Here is a 17,520-nt window from a genome sequence, read left to right on the forward strand (position 1 = left end):
ATGCGGGCGCATCCGTAGAAGCGGCGCGCCCCGACAGCGCCAGATGGTGCCGGCCCGGGCAAGTTCCGGAGCTGGCTTTTGTCAAACCTGACCCCGCTGCACTGGCAGACTGAGCGCGATAGTCGCGCCGGCCAGCGTACTGCGGATTTCACCTTACGTTTATGTCCGACCTGCAAACTAACGAATCCTTTGCCGCACTGTTCGAGGAATCCGTCGCCCGCTCCAATATGAAGGCTGGCGAAGTGATCTCCGCTGAAGTCGTGCGCATCGACCACAATTTCGTGGTCGTCAACGCCGGCCTCAAGTCCGAGGCATTTGTGCCGGTGGAGGAGTTCCTGAACGACCAGGGCGAACTCGAAGTGCAGGCCGGCGACTATGTCTCCGTGGCCATCGACGCACTCGAGAACGGCTATGGCGACACCATCCTCTCGCGCGACAAGGCCAAGCGCCTGGCCTCGTGGCTGAACCTCGAGAAGGCACTGGAAGACGGCGAAATCATCTCGGGTACCGTGACCGGCAAGGTCAAGGGCGGCCTGACGGTGATGGTCAACGGCATCCGCGCGTTCCTGCCGGGCTCGCTGGTTGACGTGCGTCCGATCAAGGACACCACCCCGTACGAAGGCAAGACCCTGGAATTCAAGGTCATCAAGCTGGACCGCAAGCGCAACAACGTTGTGCTGTCGCGCCGCGCCGTGGTGGAAGCCACGCTGGGCGAAGAGCGCCAGAAGCTGATGGAAACCCTGAAGGAAGGCGCCATCGTCAACGGTATCGTCAAGAACATCACCGACTACGGTGCGTTCGTTGACCTGGGCGGCATCGATGGCCTGCTGCACATCACCGACCTGGCCTGGCGCCGTGTCCGCCACCCCAGCGAAGTGCTGTCGGTTGGCCAGGAAATCACCGCCAAGATCCTCAAGTTCGACCAGGAAAAGAACCGCGTCTCGCTGGGCGTGAAGCAGCTGGGCGAAGATCCGTGGGTCGGCATCTCGCGCCGCTACCCGCAAGGCACCCGCCTGTTCGGCAAGGTGACCAACCTGACCGACTACGGCGCGTTCGTCGAGATCGAAGCCGGCATCGAAGGCCTGGTGCACGTGTCGGAAATGGACTGGACCAACAAGAACGTGGCCCCGTCCAAGGTGGTCCAGCTGGGCGACGAAGTCGAAGTCATGGTTCTGGATATCGACGAAGACAAGCGTCGTATCAGCCTGGGCATGAAGCAGTGCAAGGCCAACCCGTGGGACGATTTCTCGCGCAACCAGAAGAAGGGCGACAAGCTGAGCGGACAGATCAAGTCGATCACCGACTTCGGCGTGTTCATCGGCCTGCCTGGCGGCATCGACGGCCTGGTGCACCTGTCCGACCTGTCCTGGCAAGAATCCGGCGAAGAGGCCGTGCGCAAGTACAAGAAGGGCGACGAAGTCGAAGCCGTGGTGCTGGGCATCGACGTCGACAAGGAGCGCATCTCGCTGGGCATCAAGCAGCTGTCGGGCGATCCGTTCAACAACTTCATCTCGGCCAACGACAAGGGTTCGCTGGTTCAGGGCACGATCAAGGCGGTTGACGCCAAGGGTGCCGTGGTCCAGCTGGCCGACGACGTGGAAGGCTACCTGCGTGCATCGGAAATCTCCGCTGACCGCGTGGAAGACGCCCGCAACGTGCTGAAGGAAGGCGAGCAGATCACCGCCCTGGTGGTGAACGTGGACCGCAAGTCGCGCAACATCAACCTGTCGATCAAGGCCAAGGACAGCGCAGAGCAGCAGGAAGCGATGCAAAAGTTCCAGGCCGACACCGGCACGGCTGGCACGACCAACCTCGGCGCCCTGCTGAAGGCCAAGCTCGGCCAGGACAACCAGTAATCGCAGGCCCCCGCGCTTGCGCGTATGCCCATGACCAAGTCGGAGCTTGTCGAAAAACTGGCTGCCCGCTTCCCCCAGCTGCTGCTGCGGGATGCGGACATCTCGGTGAAAACGATACTCGACGCGATGTCCGAAGCGTTGGCCGACGGGCACCGCATCGAGATCCGCGGATTCGGCAGTTTTGGTCTGAACAAGCGTCCGCCTCGCGTGGGGCGCAATCCCAAGTCCGGCGAGAGGGTGCTGGTGCCTGAAAAACGGGTACCGCACTTCAAGGCGGGCAAGGAATTGCGCGAACGGGTTGACCGCAGCCAGCCGGCGCCTGCGGGCGCCAATGGCAACGGCCATTCCGGTGGCACGGCGCAAGCCCTGCCGGGCAAGATAAGCCAGGGCGCGGCACCCGCCGCGCCGACGGGTTTGCATGAGAGCGGACTGGATTTCATTCGCTCCTGACTGCACCAGACTGACTGCCTGTCGCTGTATTGTCAAAAAAAGCGCCCTTTGGGGCGCTTTTTTTTATCCATGCGAACTGCGGCGGCAGGCGGCATCGCCTGCAAGACCGGCCTTCGACGCCTGCGAGGCGAGAGCCGGGACGCCGTTACTGCCACGTTACCGAATCGGTGAAGTGATTCCGTTACAATGCCGGGGTCTTTGCCGGGCCTTGCACAGGGCGTCTATAGCCGCTGTCTCTGTGCTTGCCCGCCCCAACGTCACGCTGCCTCGCCGCCTACCCGCATGAAACTGTTTGCCTGGATCGTCCGCATCGTCGTATTCGTGCTGCTGTTCGTGCTGGCGCTGCGCAATACCGCAGAAGCCTCGCTGCAGCTGTTCTTCAATGCCGTCTGGCATGCGCCGCTGATCCTGATCCTGTTTGCCGCGTTTGCGCTCGGTGCGGTGGCCGCGCTGGCAGCGGTGGCGCCGGGGCTGATGCGCCAGCGCCTGGAACTGGCGAAGCTGCGCCGGGCCGCCGCGGACGCCAGGGCATCAACGGCGGCGCCATCGCCGGCGTCGGCAAGCACCGCCCCGATGCCGCGCGAAGGCAAGTCTCCCTATAACGTAGTCGGCCCGAAAGTCTGATCCATGATGTTCGAAACCTGGTGGCTGCTGGCGCTGCCACTTGTCTTTGGCCTTGGCTGGATGGCGGCGCGCTTCGACGTGCGCCAGCTGATCAGCGAGCAGGGCGCCTTGCCGCGCTCCTACTTCAAGGGACTCAATTTCCTGCTCAACGAGCAGCCCGACCAGGCCATCGACGCCTTTGTCGAAGTCGCCCGGCTGGACCCGGAAACCACCGAACTGCACTTTGCGCTGGGCGCGCTGTTCCGGCGCCGCGGCGAAACCGAGCGCGCCATCCGCGTGCACCAGAACCTGGCCACGCGCCCCGATTTGCCGGAGCCCGAGCGCGAGCATGCGCTGTTTGAACTGGGCGAAGACTACCTGCGGGCGGGCCTGCTGGACCGTGCCGAGGAATCGCTGCGCCGGCTGATGTCGGGCCCCTATGCGGCATCGGCCAAGCGCGTGCTGCTCGAGCTCTATGAAGTGGAAAAGGAGTGGCAGAAGGCGATCGATGCCGCGCGTGAGCTGCAGACGCTCGAGCAGAAGAGCTACAGCCTGCAGATCGCGCAGTTCTGCTGCGAGCTGGCGCAGGACGCGCTGCAGCGCAAGCGCCCGGAAGACGCGGTGAAATGGCTGAACCAGGCCGTCGCCGAGAATCCCGCCAACGTGCGCGCGCCGATCCTGCTGGGCGACGTGGCCGCGGCGGCTGGCGATGCACGCGCGGCGCTGGGACACTGGCTCGGCATCGAGCAGCAGGACGCATCATTCCTGCCGCTGGTGGCCGAGCGTGTGGTCAAGGCCTATGCCGCGCTGGACGAGCAAGGCGCGGCGCTGGAATGGCTGCGGGGCCTGCTCAAGGGCAAGCTCGCGCCCGAGGTGCTCGACACTGCGTACAAGGCCGAGCTGGATGTGAATGGTCCCGAAGCCGCGGCCGGCCTGATGCGCGAACAGCTGCGCCGTCAGCCCACGCTGCTGGCGCTGACCAAGTATTTCGAGGCGCAGGCGGCAGTGGCCGCCGCCGCGCCCGCCACCCAAACCGCGGTGGTCGCCGCTGCGGCTGGCCAGGCCGACGGCGCGGATGACGGCGACGAGGCGAAGGAAACCACCGCCATCCGCGACCTGCTGCAACTGCGCACGCGCAACCTGGCGCGCTATACCTGCCGCGAATGCGGTTTCCGCGCCCGGCTGTTCTACTGGCAGTGCCCCGGTTGCAACCGCTGGGAAACCTATGCCCCGCGGCGTTCCGAAACCCTCGGCTGATCCCGCTGGCCGGTGCAACGTTTGAATTGAAGCTATGAAAGTCACCATTATCGGCAGCGGTTACGTGGGTCTCGTCACCGGCGCCTGCCTCGCCGAGCAGGGCAACGACGTGTTCTGCCTGGACCTGGACGAACAGAAGATCGCGTTGCTCAACGCCGGCGGCGTGCCGATCTACGAGCCGGGCCTGCAGGAACTGATCCAGCGCAACCGCGAGGCCGGCCGCCTGACCTTTTCCACGGATGTGGCCGCCAGCGTCGAGCATGCCGACGTGCAGTTCATCGCCGTGGGCACGCCGCCGGACGAGGACGGCTCGGCCGACCTCAAGTACGTGCTGGCGGCGGCGCGCAATATCGGCCGCTACATGACCGGCTTCAAGGTTGTGGTCGACAAGTCGACCGTGCCGGTCGGCACCGGCGACCGCGTCACCGCCGCCATCCGCGAGGAACTGGCCGCGCGCGGTCTGGAAGACCTGCAGTTCTCGGTGGTGTCGAACCCCGAGTTCCTGAAAGAGGGCGCCGCGGTCGAAGACTTCATGCGCCCCGACCGCATCGTGCTGGGTTGCAATGCCGACGCCGCCGGCCGCCATGCGCAGGCCACCATGCGGCAGCTGTACGCGCCGTTCAACCGCCATCACGAGCGCACTTTCTACATGGACGTGCGTTCGGCCGAGTTCACCAAGTACGCTGCCAATTCGATGCTGGCCACGCGCATCTCGTTCATGAACGAGCTCGCCAACCTGGCCGACGAAGTCGGCGCCGATATCGAACTGGTGCGCATGGGCATCGGCTCGGACCCGCGCATCGGCTACAGTTTCCTGTATGCCGGCGCGGGCTATGGCGGCTCGTGCTTCCCCAAGGACGTGCAGGCGCTGATGCGCACCGCCGCCGACCATGGCAAGCCGATGCGCGTGCTGGAAGCGGTGGAAGCGGTCAACGGCGCGCAGAAGCGCGTGCTTGGCGAAAAGATCGTGCGCCGCTTCGGCGAGGACCTGACCGGCCGCGTCTTTGCGGTCTGGGGCCTGGCGTTCAAGCCCAATACCGACGACATGCGCGAGGCGCCGTCGCGCGTGCTGGCGCGCGAGCTGGTTGCGCGCGGCGCGTCGCTGCGCGTGCATGACCCGGTGTCGATGGCCGAGGCGCGCCGGGTGCTGGACGCCGATCTGGCCGACGTGCCGGGGGGTGCGGCGCGCGTGAGCTTCCACCAGCACCAGATGGATGCGCTCGACGGCGCCGATGCGCTGGCGATCGTGACCGAATGGAAGGTGTTCCGCAGCCCGGATTTCGGGCAGATCAAGCGGCGGCTGAAGTCGCCGGTGATCTTTGATGGACGCAATCTGTATGAGCCCGAGGCGATGCGCGAGAGCGGCGTGGAATACCACGCCATCGGCCGCCCGACCCGCACGGCAGCGCCGGCGGCGAACGAATGAGGCGCTGGCGGGTCAACCGACTCATCAACCGATAAGCTAACGCGGTGGCCGCTGCCGCCGCGATCTTGCCAAGGATCTTCATGAACAAGACCGTCATTCCGCAGGAGCAGATCCGGCAGTCCCATATCCTGGTGGTCGGCGACATGATGCTGGACCGCTATTGGTTCGGCGACGTCGAGCGCATTTCGCCCGAAGCGCCGGTACCGGTGGTGCAGGTCAAGCGCAGCGACGAGCGCCTGGGCGGCGCCGCTAACGTGGCCCGCAACGCCGCGGCGCTGGGCGCGCGCGTCGGCATGCTGGGCGTGGTCGGCGACGACGAGCCGGCGCGCACGCTCGAGGCACTGCTGGCCGAGAGCCACGTGCAGCCCTACCTGCACCGCGATGCCAAGATCAACACCACCATCAAGCTGCGCGTGGTGGCGCACCAGCAGCAGTTGCTGCGCGTGGATTTCGAGAACACGCCGGCGCACGAAGTGCTGCTCGCGGTACAGGACCGGTTCCAGAGCCTGGTCAACGATTACCAGGTGCTGGTGCTGTCCGACTACGGCAAGGGCGGGCTGACCCATGTCACGCGCATGATCGACGCCGGCCGCTCGGCCGGCCGCAAGGTGCTGGTCGATCCCAAGGGCGACGACTACTCGCGCTACCGCGGCGCTACGCTGATCACCCCCAACCGCGCTGAAATGCGCGCCGTGGTCGGGGCCTGGAAGACCGAGGCCGACCTGACCATCCGCGCGCAGAACCTGCGCCGCGCGCTGCAGCTCGAAGCGCTGCTGCTGACGCGCTCGGAAGAGGGCATGACGCTCTATACCGAAGCCGAAGTGCTGCATGTCTCCGCCCAGGCCCGCGAGGTCTATGATGTATCCGGTGCGGGCGACACCGTGATCGCCACGCTCGCCACCATGATGGGTGCCGGCGTGCCGCTCAAGGAAGCCGTGCAGCATGCCAATCGCGCCGGCGGCATCGTGGTCGGCAAGCTGGGCACCGCCGTCGTCACTTATCCTGAATTGTTCGGCGCCGCTACCTGAGGCGCGGCGCCCTCTTTTGATCCGACCATGACCATCATCGTCACCGGTGCCGCGGGTTTTATCGGCAGCAATCTCGTCAAGGGCCTGAACGACCGCGGCGAGACCCATGTCATCGCCGTCGACAACCTGACCCGCGCCGACAAGTTCCACAACCTGGTCGACTGCGAGATCTCCGATTACCTGGACAAGCAGGACTTCCTTGCGCGCTTTGCCCGCGGCGAGTTCGGCAAGGTGCGCGCGGTGTTCCATGAAGGCGCGTGCTCCGACACCATGGAGACCGATGGCCGCTACATGATGGAGAACAACTACCGCTACACGCTGTCGCTGATGGAGAGCTGCCTGGAGCAGGGCGCGCAGTTCCTGTATGCGTCGTCGGCGGCCACCTACGGGGCCTCGCAGGTGTTCCGCGAAGACCGCGAGTTCGAGCGTCCGCTCAACGTGTACGGCTATTCCAAGTTCCTGTTCGACCAGATCGTGCGGCGCCGGCTGCCGTCGGCGCTGTCGCAGATCGTTGGCTTCCGTTACTTCAACGTGTACGGCCCGCGCGAAACGCACAAGGGCCGCATGGCCTCGGTGGCGTTCCACAACTTCAACCAGTTCCGCGCCGACGGCACGGTGAAGCTGTTCGGCGAATACGGCGGCTATGGTCCCGGCATGCAGAGCCGCGACTTCATCTCGGTGGAGGACGTGGTCAAGGTCAACCTGTACTTCTTCGACCATCCCGAGAAGTCCGGCATCTTCAACCTCGGCACCGGCCGCGCCCAGCCGTTCAACGACATCGCCGCCACCGTGGTCAACACGCTGCGCGAAGCCGAAGGCAAGCCTCCCCTGTCGCTGGACGACCTGGTGCAGGAAGGGCTGGTCGAGTACGTCAAGTTTCCCGACGCGTTGCGGGGCAAGTACCAGTGCTTCACGCAGTCGGATGTGTCCAAGCTGCGTGGCGCGGGCTACGGCGAACGCTTCCTGAGCGTCGAGGAAGGCGTGGCGCGCTACTGCCGCTGGCTGCTGGAGCGCAACGGCTGAACGCCCGCGGCATTGCGCCATCCCTGATCCCGGCTGACACGATTTCGTGCGGCCGGTGTCAACTTTTGTTGCCGCATGCGCCGCGCTCGCGACGCGCCCCTATCCTGACCTGACCTCGCCACCCCGGCGGGGGTGGTACCTCAGACCATCCACAGGAAAGGAGAGCCTTCATGGCCATGCACTGGATCCGGCAGCTTGCCCGGCGTTTTTCCCTGATCTCCCTCGCGGCAACCCTCTGCCTGCTTGCCGGCGGCACCGCGCGTGCCGCAGTCGACGTCAACACCGCGGACGAAGCGGCGCTGACCTCGGTCAAGGGGGTGGGGCCGGCCACGGCCCGCCACATCGTCGAGGAGCGAAACAAGCGCGGGCCGTACAAGGACGCCGCCGACCTGGCCGAGCGCGTCAGCGGCATCGGGCCGAAGTCCGTGGCCAAGCTGCAGGATGCCGGCCTGACCATCGCCGGCAAGGGCGCGCCCGCTGCCGCGCCCTCCGCTGCGCCGCCGGCCACGCCAGCGCCCGCAAAAGGCGCAAAGGCGCCCGCGCCCGCACCGGCAAAGCCGGCCCGCTAGCCAGACCGCGCTGCCCTGTGCCCGGTCGTGCTGCGGCCGGGTGCGTGGTTGCTGGTATGCGTTGTGCTAAAAATTGCCGGCTTCGCAGCCCCCGTGGCGGCGGAGTATCATGCGGACGCCGCGCAGGCAGGACCTGCCGCACGGCTGCCCACCGGCATCCACAACCTAACAACCAGGCACAAGCGCGGCGGCCGCCGATCCGGCGGCCAGCCCGGACCACAGGGAGCAAGACAATATGGCGAATGGCGAGGACGCGGGATTCCTGCCGCAATGGCGGCTCAAGACCGGGGGCGTGATCGGCCCGGACGAGCGGCTGCCCGCGGGGCAGACACTGCTGGCCGGGATCCAGCATGTGGTGGCGATGTTCGGCTCGACCGCCATCGCGCCGATCCTGATGGGCTTCAACCCGAATATCGCCATCCTGTTTTCCGGCATCGGCACGCTGATTTTCTTCCTGTGCGTGCGCGGCCGCGTGCCCAGCTACCTGGGTTCCAGCTTCGCCTTCATTGCCGTGGTGATCGCCGCCACCGGCTATGCCGGCAGCGGCCCCAACCTCAATATCCCGGTGGCGCTGGGCGGCATCATTGCCGCGGGAGCGCTGTACACCGTGATCGGCCTGATCGTGCAGGCGGTGGGCTATGCCTGGGTGGAAAAGCTGATGCCGCCGGTAGTGACCGGCGCCATTGTCGCGGCGATCGGGCTGAACCTGGCGCCGGTGGCGGTCAAGGCGGTCAGCGGTGCGGCGCTGGATACCTGGGTGGGGCTGCTGACCGTGGTCGCGGTGGGGCTGGTCGCGGTACGCGCGCCCGGCATGATCGGGCGCCTGCCGGTGCTGATCGGCGGCGTGGCCGGTTATCTCGCCTACTACCTGGGCACCAATGTGATGGGCCTGGGCAAGCCGATCGATTTTTCCGGCGTGGCCGCCGCCAGCTGGTTCGGCCTGCCGGCGTTCACCGCGCCGACCTTCGAACTCAACGCGATGCTGCTGATCGCCCCGGTGGCGATCGTGCTGGTGGCCGAGAACCTCGGCCATATCAAGGCCATCGGCGTGATGACCGGCCGCAACCTGGATCCCTACATCGGCCGCGCCTTTATCGGCGACGGCATCGCCACCATGTTGTCGGCCAGCGGCGGCGGCACCGGCGTGACCACCTATGCCGAAAACATGGGGGTAATGGCGGTCACCCGGATCTATTCGACGCTGATCTTCGTGGTCGCGGCCGCTGTAGCCATCCTACTGGGCTTCTCGCCCAAGTTCGGCGCATTGATCCTCACCATCCCGGGGCCGGTGATCGGCGGGCTGACCATTGTCGTGTTCGGCCTGATCGCAGCCACGGCGGGCCGGATCTGGGTGCAGAACAAGGTGGATTTCTCCAGCTCGCGCAACCTGATTACGGTTGGCGCCACGCTGACGGTGGCGGCCGGCGACCTGACGCTGAAACTGGGCGGCATGACGCTGGGGGGCATCGGCACCGCCACCTTCGGCTGCATCCTGCTGTACCACCTGCTGGGAGAAGGCAACCGCGAAGAAGGTTGAGTCACCGTACATGAGTGCAGGCAGCGGGCGGGCACAGCGCAAATCCCGCCTGCCGGCGCGGGATAGGGGTCTGGATTACAATGGCCGGCAAATTGGAAGCCCCCCGGCATCCCCCGTTTGCGACCTTCCTTCGCCCCATGGCCTACAAGACAATTGAAGACACCATCGGCAATACGCCGCTGGTCAGACTGCAGCGCATCCCCGGCGCCGCCAACGACGCGCGCGGCAATGTGATCCTCGGCAAGCTCGAAGGCAACAACCCCGCCGGGTCCGTCAAGGACCGTCCGGCGGTATCGATGATCGCCCGGGCCGAAGCGCGCGGACGCATCAAGCCGGGCGATACGCTGATCGAAGCGACGTCGGGCAACACCGGCATCGCGCTGGCCATGGCAGCCGCCATCCGCGGCTACAAGATGGTGCTGATCATGCCCGAGGACCTGAGCCTCGAGCGCCGCCAGAGCATGGCGGCCTACGGCGCCGAAATCATCCTGACCCCGGTCAAGGGCGGCATGGAGTATGCCCGTGACCTGGCCGATGCCATGGAGCGCGACGGCAAGGGGGTGATCCTCGACCAGTTCGCCAATCCGGACAACCCGCAGGCGCACTACGAGGGCACCGGCCCCGAGATCTGGCGCGATACCGATGGCCGCATCACCCACTTCGTTTCGGCAATGGGCACCACCGGCACCATCACCGGGGTGTCGCGCTTCCTGAAGGAGCGCAATCCCGAGATCCAGATCGTTGGCGCGCAGCCGGCCGAAGGCTCGCGCATCCCGGGTATCCGCAAGTGGCCGGAAGCCTATCTGCCCAAGATCTACGACCCCAGCTTCATCGACCGCACCGAGCCGGTCAGCCAGAGCGATGCCGAGCACATGGCGCGCCGCATGGCGTCCGAAGAAGGCATCTTCTGCGGCATTTCCGCGGCCGGCGCACTGTGCGTGGCGCTGCGCGTTGCCGAGGAAGTCGAGAACGCCACCATCGTCTTCGTGGTGTGCGACCGCGGCGACCGCTATCTGTCGACCGGCGTGTTTCCGGCCTGATCCGCAGGCGGCCCGGAGAAAACAAAGGCCTCGCGCATGCGAGGCCTTTGTGCTTTGGCCGTGCCGCCTCAGCCCATTGCCGCCTTGACCGCCTCGCCCAGCTGGTACACCGCCAGCGCATAGAAGAAGCTGCGGTTGTACCGCGTCAGCACATAGAAATTGCGCAGGCCCAGCAGGTATTCGGTGGGCTGGTCGGGTGTGGGCAGGTCCACCACCAGCACGCCGGTTTCGCCTTCGCGCGCAAGGTTGATGGGCTCGTCCACGCGCAGCCCGGCGCGGGTCAGCTGATTGACGGTGCGGGCCGGCCACGGCTCGCCATCGGCCGCCGCGGTGGCGACACCGAGACTGCCCGCGTCATCGGCGATGCGCCACACCACCGGGCGGCCCGGCTCCCAGCCATGCAATTGCAGAAAGCGCGCCACGCTGCCGATGGCGTCGGTGGGACTGTTGCGCAGGTCGACGTGGCCGTTGTTGTCGTAATCGATGGCGTATTCGCGCAGGCTGGTCGGCATGAACTGCGGAATGCCGATGGCGCCGGCATACGAGCCCAGCACCGAGTAGACGTCGGTGCGCGTGTCGCGGCACCACACCAGGAAGTCGGCCAGCTGGTTGCGGAACAGCGTGCTGCGGGCTTCGCGGTTGGGCGTAGCCGGGTAGTCGAACGCCAGCGTCGATAGCGAATCGAGCACGCGGAAGGTGCCCATGTCGCGCCCGTAGATGGTTTCCACGCCGATGATGCCGACGATGACCGAGGCCGGCACGCCGAACTCGGTTTCGGCGCGACGCAGCGTGTCGCGATTGTCCTGCCAGAAGCGCACGCCCGCGTTGATGCGGATCGGCTCGATGAAGCGCGAGCGGTAGGTGCGCCAGCTTTTGCGGCCGGTGGTGGCGGGCGGCATGATCAGCCGTACCACGGTGGCCGAGTAGACCGCCTGTGCGAACCAGTCTTGCAGCATGCCGCGGTCAAAGCCGTGGCGCGCCACCATCTCGTCGATAAAGGCACGCGCTTGCGGGTTGTCGCGGTAGCGGCCGGGTTCGATTTCTTCCTCGCGCACGCTGACGCGGCGTTTGCCGGCGGCGAGCAGGCTGGGGGAGAGGCCGCAGAGTCCGAGTGCGGCAGCGGAAAGCGCGGCGCCCAGCAGGGGGCGTCGCAGTGAGCGCTGGGTGTCGGTCATGGTGTCCTTTGCAAGTCGCACCGAGTATAGCGGATGCCACCGCGGCCTCCGCCTCGCGCGCGGTCCCGGCATGGTGCGCTGGCGCCACTGGGTGGCACGGCCTTGCCTGTGCTAACGTAACGTTTGGAGACAACATGGCGACGCATTGCGACCCATTGCGACGATAAGAGATGCCGACCGGCTATTACACGCACCCCGAGTTCCAGCGGCACGAGATGGGGCATTTCCATCCCGAATGTCCGGAGCGCCTGCAGGCGATCGAGGATCACCTGATTTCGCATGGCCTGGACGGGCTGCTGGAGCGCCGCGAGGCGCCGCCCGCGACGCGCGAACAGCTCGAGCGCGTACACCGGCCCGAGCATGTCGACGCGCTCGAAAGCGCCAGCCCGTCCAGCGGCTACCACGCGATCGACCCGGACACCTCGATGAACCCCCACACCCTCGCCGCCGCCACGCTGGCTGCCGGCGCGGCCGTGGCCGCCACCGATGCGGTAATCGCCGGCGAGTTCGAAAACGCGTTCTGCTGCGTGCGCCCGCCCGGCCACCACGCCGAACCCGACCGCGCCATGGGCTTCTGCTTCTACAACAACGTGGCCATTGCCGCGCGCCATGCGCTGCAGGCGCACGGGCTGGAGCGCGTGGCGATCATCGACTTCGACGTGCACCACGGCAACGGCACCGAGGCGGCGTTCCGCGGCGACGAGCGCGTAATGATGTGCAGCATCTTCCAGCACCCGTTCTATCCCTACAGCGGCACCGAGCACCTGGCGCCGAACATGGTCAACATCCCGCTGCCGGCCTATTCCAACGGCATGGCGGTGCGCGAAGTGGTCGAGACCATCTGGCTGCCGCGCCTCAATGAATTCCGCCCGCAGATGCTGTTCATCTCTGCCGGCTTCGACGCGCACCGCGAGGACGACCTGGGCCAGATGGGCCTGGTGGAGCAGGACTACGCCTGGATCACCGGCCAGCTCGTCGACGTGGCGCGCACCCATGCGCAGGGCCGCATCGTCAGCTGCCTGGAGGGCGGCTACAACCTCAGCGCGCTGGGCCGCAGCGTGCTGGCCCACCTGAAGGTGCTGCTGGAGCATTAGGAGACCGCCGCCATGGCCGAGAACGATGCGCGCGTCGACGCGCCGCTGCTGACTGAATCGCGCGACGCCGCCGGCGTGGCGCGCCTGACCATGACCCGGCCGCAGGCGTTCAACGCCTTGTCTGAAGGCCTGCTCGATGCGCTCACCGACGCGCTGCGCCGGTTGGCCGCCGACGACAGCGTGCGCGTGGTGGTGCTGGCAGGCGCCGGCAAGGCCTTCTGCGCCGGGCACGACCTGCGCGAGATGCGCGCCGCGCCGTCGCACGATTACTACCGGGGTCTGTTCGACCGCTGCACGCGCATGATGATGGCGATCCAGCGGATGCCGCAGCCGGTGATCGCACGGGTGCAGGGCATCGCCACCGCAGCCGGCTGCCAGCTGGTGGCGATGTGCGACCTGGCGGTGGCCGCGGACGATGCGCGCTTTGCCGTGTCGGGCGTCAACCTGGGGCTGTTCTGTTCGACGCCGGGCGTGGCGCTGTCGCGCAACCTGCACCGCAAGCAGGCCATGGAGATGCTGCTGACCGGCGACATGATCGATGCCGCCAGTGCCCGCGAGCGCGGCCTGGTCAACCGGGTGGTGCCGGCAGGCGAGCTGGATGCCGAAGTGGCCCGGCTCGCCGCCAGCATCTGCGCCAAGCCGGCCGCGGCCGTCGCCGCCGGCAAGGGGCTGTTCTACCGCCAGCTCGAGATGGGCATCGAGGCGGCCTACCAGCTTGCCGGGCAGACCATGGCCTGCAACATGATGGACGACGCGGCGCTGGAGGGGGTGCAGGCCTTCATCGACAAGCGGCCGCCCACGTGGCGTGCCTCCTGAGCGACTTAGCGGCTCTTTATATGCCGGGAACGCATAAAGACATCGGTAAAAAGTCGTTTATGGTATGAAGCGAATCGCATAAAATACGCGCTTCAGAAAAATAACGAGCGGCAACAGCGCTGGAGATCCCTCGCCTGTTGCCGTTTTCTTTTGGTCACCTTTCCATGATCGAACTGCAAGGACTGTCGCAGCGCTTCCCGGGCGCGTCTGGCGACGTGCATGCATTGCGGGAGGTCAGCCTGTCGATTGCGGCGGGCGAAGTCTTCGGCATCATCGGCCGCAGCGGCGCCGGCAAGAGCACGCTGGTACGCGCCATCAACCTGCTGAACCGGCCCACCAGTGGCCGCGTGGTGGTCGCCGGCCAGGACCTGACGGCGCTGGACAGCAGCGCGCTGCGCCTGGCTCGCCGCGAGATCGGCATGATCTTCCAGCACTTCAACCTGCTGTCGTCGCGCACCGTGTACGAGAACGTGGCACTGCCGCTGGAGCTTGCCGGCAAGCCCAGGGCCGAGATCGCCGCCACCGTGCTGCCGCTGCTGGACCTGGTCGGCCTGTCGGCATTGAAGGACCGCTACCCCGCGCAGATCAGCGGCGGGCAGAAGCAGCGCGTGGGCATTGCGCGCGCGCTGGCGAGCAAGCCCAAGGTGCTGCTGTCGGACGAGGCCACATCCGCGCTGGACCCGGAAACCACCCGCTCCATCCTGGACCTGCTCAAGCAGATCAACCGCGAGCTGGGCCTGACCATCGTGATGATCACGCACCAGATGGAAGTCATCAAGCAGGTCTGTGACCGCGTGGCCGTGCTCGAGGCCGGCGAGGTAGTGGAGACCGGGCGCGTGATCGACGTTTTCCTGCGCCCGCAGCACGAGGTCACGCGCGCCATGATCGGCGATGTCATCTCGCAGGAACTGCCGGCGAGCGTGCTCAAGCGCGTGGAAAGCCGGCTCGGCAACGGCCGCGACCACGTCTACCGCCTGGCGTTCACCGGCGAGGGCGTCGACCAGCCGGTGCTGGCGCAGGCGATTCGCCGCTACGGGCTGGACTTCAATATCCTGCACGGCCATATCGACGAGATCCAGGGCCAGGCCTTCGGCTCGCTGGCGATCATGGCCACCGGTGAACTGGCGGACGTGAAGGCGGCGATGGAATACCTGCAGGCGCAAGGCGTCGTGGTGGAGGAGTTCGAGCATGTGGTCTGAAATGTTTGACCTGTTCCTGACCTCGTTCAACGAGACCCTGCTGATGGTGGCGATCTCGGGCGTGGTCGGCGCGCTGCTGGGCGTGCCGCTGGGCGTGCTGCTGCACCTGACCAACCGCGGCGGCGTGCTGTCGCACCCGCTGTTCAACCGCACCATCGGCGTGGTGGTCAACGCGGTGCGTTCGATCCCGTTCATCATCCTGCTGGTGGTGGTGATCCCGTTCACGCGCTTTATTGTCGGTTCGTCGATCGGCACCACCGCGGCGATCGTGCCGCTGACCATCGCGGCGATCCCGTTTATCGCACGCCTGGTGGAAAGCGCGCTGCGCGAGGTCGACAAGGGCCTGGTCGAGGCCGCCCAGTCGATGGGCGCCACCACCGGCCAGATCGTCTGGAAGGTGCTGCTGCCCGAGGCCATGCCCGGCATCGTCGCCGGCCTGACCATCACCTTCGTCAGCTTGGTCGGCTACTCCGCCATGGCCGGCGCCATCGGCGGCGGCGGGCTGGGCGACCTGGGCATCCGCTACGGCTACCAGCGCTACATCACCGAGGTGATGGTGGCGGTGGTGGTGATCCTGATTGTCTTTGTGCAGGCGGTGCAGAGCTTCGGCGACTGGCTGGTCCGGCGCATCAGCCACCGTTGAACCCAACCTTTTTCGAAAGAGGAACGTACATCATGCAACGTCGCAACCTGCTGCAATGGATGCTCGGCGCCGCGCTCGGCGCCTCGCTGGCCACCGGCGCGATCGCCCAGGAAAAGCCGATCAAGATCGGCGTCACCGGCGGCCCGCACGCCCAGATCATGGAACAGGTGAAGAAGGTCGCCGCCAAGGACGGCCTCAACATCCAGGTGGTCGAGTTCAGCGACTACATCCAGCCCAATGCCGCGCTCGCCGCCGGCGACCTGGATGCCAACAGCTACCAGCACCTGCCGTACCTGGAAGCCCAGATCAAGGATCGCGGCTACAAGTTCACGCATATCGCCTACACGGTCACGTTCCCGATGGGCGTGTATTCGAAGAAGATCAAGTCGCTCGACCAGCTCAAGCAGGGCGCGCGCGTGGGCGTGCCCAACGATCCCACCAACGGCGGCCGCGGGCTGTTGCTGCTGCAGAGCAAGGGCGTGATCAAGCTCAAGCCCAACGCCGGCCTTAAGGCTACGCCGCTGGACATCGTCGAAAATCCGAAGAAGCTCCGCATTGTCGAACTCGACGCCGCCCAGCTGCCGCGCTCGCTGGATGACCTGGACGCCGCCGCCATCAACGGCAACTATGCCGAGTCCGCGGGCCTGTCGCCTACCAAGGACGCGATTGCCATCGAAGGTCCGAAGGGCCCGTACGCCAACCTGATCGCGATCCGCGAGGCGGACAAGAACAAGCCTTGGGTGGCCAAGCTGGTGAAGGCCTACCATTCACCGGAAATCAAGCAATACGTCACATCGACCTTCAAGGACTCGGTCATCACCGCCTGGTAAGCCGCCGTCACTTGAGCCTTTCATCCAATTAGACGATGCCGCCCAACGCGGGTTTGCGGCACAATCGGCGGACGGATAAAGCGATGCCGGGCCTATGCCCGGCATCATTTTGCCGATAAAATAGTACGATCGTTCGAAAAACAGGAGAGCCGCCAACCCGGTGGTTATAATGACGAGCGAACAAAATTTCTGACTATCAGCTATCAGTGGAGTGAGCGCATGAAAGTACTCGTCGCAGTCAAGCGGGTGGTGGATTACAACGTCAAGGTCCGCGTCAAGGCGGACGGCTCGGGCGTCGATCTGGCCAACGTCAAGATGAGCATGAACCCCTTCGACGAAATCGCCGTGGAAGAGGCCGTGCGCCTGAAGGAAGCCGGCGTTGCCACCGAAGTGATCGCCGTCTCGTGCGGCGTCACGCAGTGCCAGGAAACCCTGCGCACCGCGATGGCCATCGGTGCCGACCGCGGCATCCTGGTGGAATCGACCGAAGACCTGCAACCGCTGGCCGTGGCCAAGCTGCTGAAGGCGCTGATCGACAAGGAACAGCCGCAACTGGTGATCCTGGGCAAGCAGGCCATCGACGACGACTCCAACCAGACCGGCCAGATGGTGGCCGCGCTGGCCGGCCTGCCGCAAGCCACGTTCGCCTCGAAGGTGGTGGTGGCCGACGGCAAGGCATCGGTCACGCGTGAAGTCGACGGCGGCCTGGAAACGCTGTCGCTCAAGCTGCCGGCCGTGGTCACGACCGACCTGCGCCTGAACGAGCCGCGCTACGTCACGCTGCCCAACATCATGAAGGCCAAGAAGAAGCAGCTCGATATCGTCAAGCCGGAAGACCTCGGCGTCGACGTCAAGCCGCGCCTGTCGACCCTGAAGGTGGTCGAGCCTGCCAAGCGCAGCGCGGGTGTGATGGTGCCGGACGTTGCGACGCTGGTGCAGAAGCTGAAGAACGAAGCCAAGGTTATCTGAGCGCG

Annotated in this window: 17 protein-coding genes; 16 read left to right on the forward strand and 1 reads right to left on the reverse strand. The window is 66.1% G+C overall.

Going from position 1 to position 17,520, the window contains the following annotated elements; all coding sequences use genetic code 11:
• Positions 1 to 161 precede the first annotated feature (161 nt).
• The 10 genes from rpsA to cysM all read left to right on the forward strand — a co-directional run bounded on the left by rpsA (position 162) and on the right by cysM (position 10,789).
• A complete protein-coding gene (rpsA, locus tag ACOCMH_RS20590) occupies positions 162 to 1,856 on the forward strand; it encodes a 30S ribosomal protein S1 (protein WP_427312781.1) in 1,695 nt (564 codons plus the stop codon).
• Positions 1,857 to 1,886: 30 nt separating this feature from the next.
• Complete coding sequence (locus ACOCMH_RS20595; protein ID WP_171516407.1) at positions 1,887 to 2,306, forward strand: integration host factor subunit beta; 420 nt, start codon at positions 1,887 to 1,889, stop codon at positions 2,304 to 2,306.
• Positions 2,307 to 2,588: 282 nt separating this feature from the next.
• The gene (locus tag ACOCMH_RS20600; RefSeq protein WP_427312782.1) at positions 2,589 to 2,930 is read left to right on the forward strand and encodes a lipopolysaccharide assembly protein LapA domain-containing protein; all 342 of its coding nucleotides are present in this window, start codon (positions 2,589 to 2,591) and stop codon (positions 2,928 to 2,930) included.
• A 3-nt stretch (positions 2,931 to 2,933) separates the two neighbouring features.
• A complete protein-coding gene (lapB, locus tag ACOCMH_RS20605) occupies positions 2,934 to 4,166 on the forward strand; it encodes a lipopolysaccharide assembly protein LapB (protein WP_171516405.1) in 1,233 nt (410 codons plus the stop codon).
• A gap of 34 nt (positions 4,167 to 4,200) precedes the next feature.
• Positions 4,201 to 5,592, forward strand: coding sequence for a UDP-glucose dehydrogenase family protein (locus ACOCMH_RS20610; RefSeq protein WP_427312783.1), 1,392 nt, complete (start codon positions 4,201 to 4,203; stop codon positions 5,590 to 5,592).
• A gap of 80 nt (positions 5,593 to 5,672) precedes the next feature.
• Entirely contained in the window at positions 5,673 to 6,620 is a 948-nt protein-coding gene (gene rfaE1 / locus ACOCMH_RS20615) for a D-glycero-beta-D-manno-heptose-7-phosphate kinase (RefSeq protein WP_427312784.1), read from the forward strand.
• 27 nt (positions 6,621 to 6,647) lie between these two features.
• Positions 6,648 to 7,643, forward strand: coding sequence for an ADP-glyceromanno-heptose 6-epimerase (gene rfaD, locus ACOCMH_RS20620; RefSeq protein WP_171516402.1), 996 nt, complete (start codon positions 6,648 to 6,650; stop codon positions 7,641 to 7,643).
• Between the two features lie 170 nt (positions 7,644 to 7,813).
• Positions 7,814 to 8,212 (forward strand): ComEA family DNA-binding protein, encoded by a 399-nt coding sequence (locus tag ACOCMH_RS20625; RefSeq protein WP_427312785.1) that lies wholly within the window; start codon positions 7,814 to 7,816, stop codon positions 8,210 to 8,212.
• 235 nt (positions 8,213 to 8,447) lie between these two features.
• Entirely contained in the window at positions 8,448 to 9,749 is a 1,302-nt protein-coding gene (locus ACOCMH_RS20630) for a solute carrier family 23 protein (protein ID WP_427312786.1), read from the forward strand.
• Positions 9,750 to 9,886: 137 nt separating this feature from the next.
• A complete protein-coding gene (cysM, locus tag ACOCMH_RS20635) occupies positions 9,887 to 10,789 on the forward strand; it encodes a cysteine synthase CysM (protein ID WP_427312787.1) in 903 nt (300 codons plus the stop codon).
• Positions 10,790 to 10,857: 68 nt separating this feature from the next.
• Here the strand turns inward: cysM and mltB are convergent, their stop codons facing one another.
• On the reverse strand, positions 10,858 to 11,964 hold the full coding sequence (gene mltB, locus ACOCMH_RS20640; RefSeq protein ID WP_427312788.1) for a lytic murein transglycosylase B: 1,107 nt from the start codon (positions 11,962 to 11,964) through the stop codon (positions 10,858 to 10,860).
• Positions 11,965 to 12,134: 170 nt separating this feature from the next.
• Between mltB and ACOCMH_RS20645 the strand changes: the two genes are divergently transcribed.
• The 6 genes from ACOCMH_RS20645 (at position 12,135) to ACOCMH_RS20670 (ending at position 17,515) form a co-directional block, all read left to right on the forward strand.
• Positions 12,135 to 13,058 carry a histone deacetylase family protein gene (locus ACOCMH_RS20645; protein ID WP_427312789.1) on the forward strand — a complete coding sequence of 308 codons (924 nt, stop codon included), beginning with the start codon at positions 12,135 to 12,137 and terminating at the stop codon, positions 13,056 to 13,058.
• Between the two features lie 12 nt (positions 13,059 to 13,070).
• Positions 13,071 to 13,874 (forward strand): enoyl-CoA hydratase, encoded by an 804-nt coding sequence (locus ACOCMH_RS20650; RefSeq protein ID WP_427312790.1) that lies wholly within the window; start codon positions 13,071 to 13,073, stop codon positions 13,872 to 13,874.
• A gap of 164 nt (positions 13,875 to 14,038) precedes the next feature.
• Positions 14,039 to 15,073: a methionine ABC transporter ATP-binding protein gene (locus ACOCMH_RS20655; RefSeq protein WP_427312791.1), complete on the forward strand. Its 1,035-nt coding sequence runs from the start codon at positions 14,039 to 14,041 to the stop codon at positions 15,071 to 15,073.
• Entirely contained in the window at positions 15,063 to 15,716 is a 654-nt protein-coding gene (locus ACOCMH_RS20660; protein ID WP_171516394.1) for a methionine ABC transporter permease, read from the forward strand. Before ACOCMH_RS20655 ends, ACOCMH_RS20660 begins: the two co-directional genes overlap by 11 nt.
• A gap of 32 nt (positions 15,717 to 15,748) precedes the next feature.
• A complete protein-coding gene (locus tag ACOCMH_RS20665; protein ID WP_427312792.1) occupies positions 15,749 to 16,546 on the forward strand; it encodes a MetQ/NlpA family ABC transporter substrate-binding protein in 798 nt (265 codons plus the stop codon).
• Between the two features lie 219 nt (positions 16,547 to 16,765).
• Complete coding sequence (locus ACOCMH_RS20670; protein ID WP_114132304.1) at positions 16,766 to 17,515, forward strand: electron transfer flavoprotein subunit beta/FixA family protein; 750 nt, start codon at positions 16,766 to 16,768, stop codon at positions 17,513 to 17,515.
• Positions 17,516 to 17,520: the final 5 nt, after the last annotated feature.

Source organism: Cupriavidus sp. H39 (assembly GCF_050271075.1).
GTDB classification, from domain to species: domain Bacteria; phylum Pseudomonadota; class Gammaproteobacteria; order Burkholderiales; family Burkholderiaceae; genus Cupriavidus; species Cupriavidus necator_B.

Excerpts from the sequence above, each read along its gene's own strand:
- ACOCMH_RS20670 (WP_114132304.1), top strand. The coding sequence starts at position 16,766 with ATGAAAGTACTCGTCGCAGTCAAGCGGGTGGTGGATTACAACGTCAAG.
- ACOCMH_RS20650 (WP_427312790.1), top strand. The coding sequence starts at position 13,071 with ATGGCCGAGAACGATGCGCGCGTCGACGCGCCGCTGCTGACTGAATCG.
- cysM (WP_427312787.1), top strand. The coding sequence starts at position 9,887 with ATGGCCTACAAGACAATTGAAGACACCATCGGCAATACGCCGCTGGTC.
- mltB (WP_427312788.1), bottom strand. The coding sequence starts at position 11,964 with ATGACCGACACCCAGCGCTCACTGCGACGCCCCCTGCTGGGCGCCGCG.
- rfaD (WP_171516402.1), top strand. The coding sequence starts at position 6,648 with ATGACCATCATCGTCACCGGTGCCGCGGGTTTTATCGGCAGCAATCTC.
- ACOCMH_RS20630 (WP_427312786.1), top strand. The coding sequence starts at position 8,448 with ATGGCGAATGGCGAGGACGCGGGATTCCTGCCGCAATGGCGGCTCAAG.
- ACOCMH_RS20625 (WP_427312785.1), top strand. The coding sequence starts at position 7,814 with ATGGCCATGCACTGGATCCGGCAGCTTGCCCGGCGTTTTTCCCTGATC.
- ACOCMH_RS20655 (WP_427312791.1), top strand. The coding sequence starts at position 14,039 with ATGATCGAACTGCAAGGACTGTCGCAGCGCTTCCCGGGCGCGTCTGGC.
- ACOCMH_RS20660 (WP_171516394.1), top strand. The coding sequence starts at position 15,063 with ATGTGGTCTGAAATGTTTGACCTGTTCCTGACCTCGTTCAACGAGACC.
- ACOCMH_RS20665 (WP_427312792.1), top strand. The coding sequence starts at position 15,749 with ATGCAACGTCGCAACCTGCTGCAATGGATGCTCGGCGCCGCGCTCGGC.
- ACOCMH_RS20610 (WP_427312783.1), top strand. The coding sequence starts at position 4,201 with ATGAAAGTCACCATTATCGGCAGCGGTTACGTGGGTCTCGTCACCGGC.
- lapB (WP_171516405.1), top strand. The coding sequence starts at position 2,934 with ATGATGTTCGAAACCTGGTGGCTGCTGGCGCTGCCACTTGTCTTTGGC.
- ACOCMH_RS20595 (WP_171516407.1), top strand. The coding sequence starts at position 1,887 with ATGACCAAGTCGGAGCTTGTCGAAAAACTGGCTGCCCGCTTCCCCCAG.
- rpsA (WP_427312781.1), top strand. The coding sequence starts at position 162 with ATGTCCGACCTGCAAACTAACGAATCCTTTGCCGCACTGTTCGAGGAA.
- rfaE1 (WP_427312784.1), top strand. The coding sequence starts at position 5,673 with ATGAACAAGACCGTCATTCCGCAGGAGCAGATCCGGCAGTCCCATATC.
- ACOCMH_RS20600 (WP_427312782.1), top strand. The coding sequence starts at position 2,589 with ATGAAACTGTTTGCCTGGATCGTCCGCATCGTCGTATTCGTGCTGCTG.
- ACOCMH_RS20645 (WP_427312789.1), top strand. The coding sequence starts at position 12,135 with ATGCCGACCGGCTATTACACGCACCCCGAGTTCCAGCGGCACGAGATG.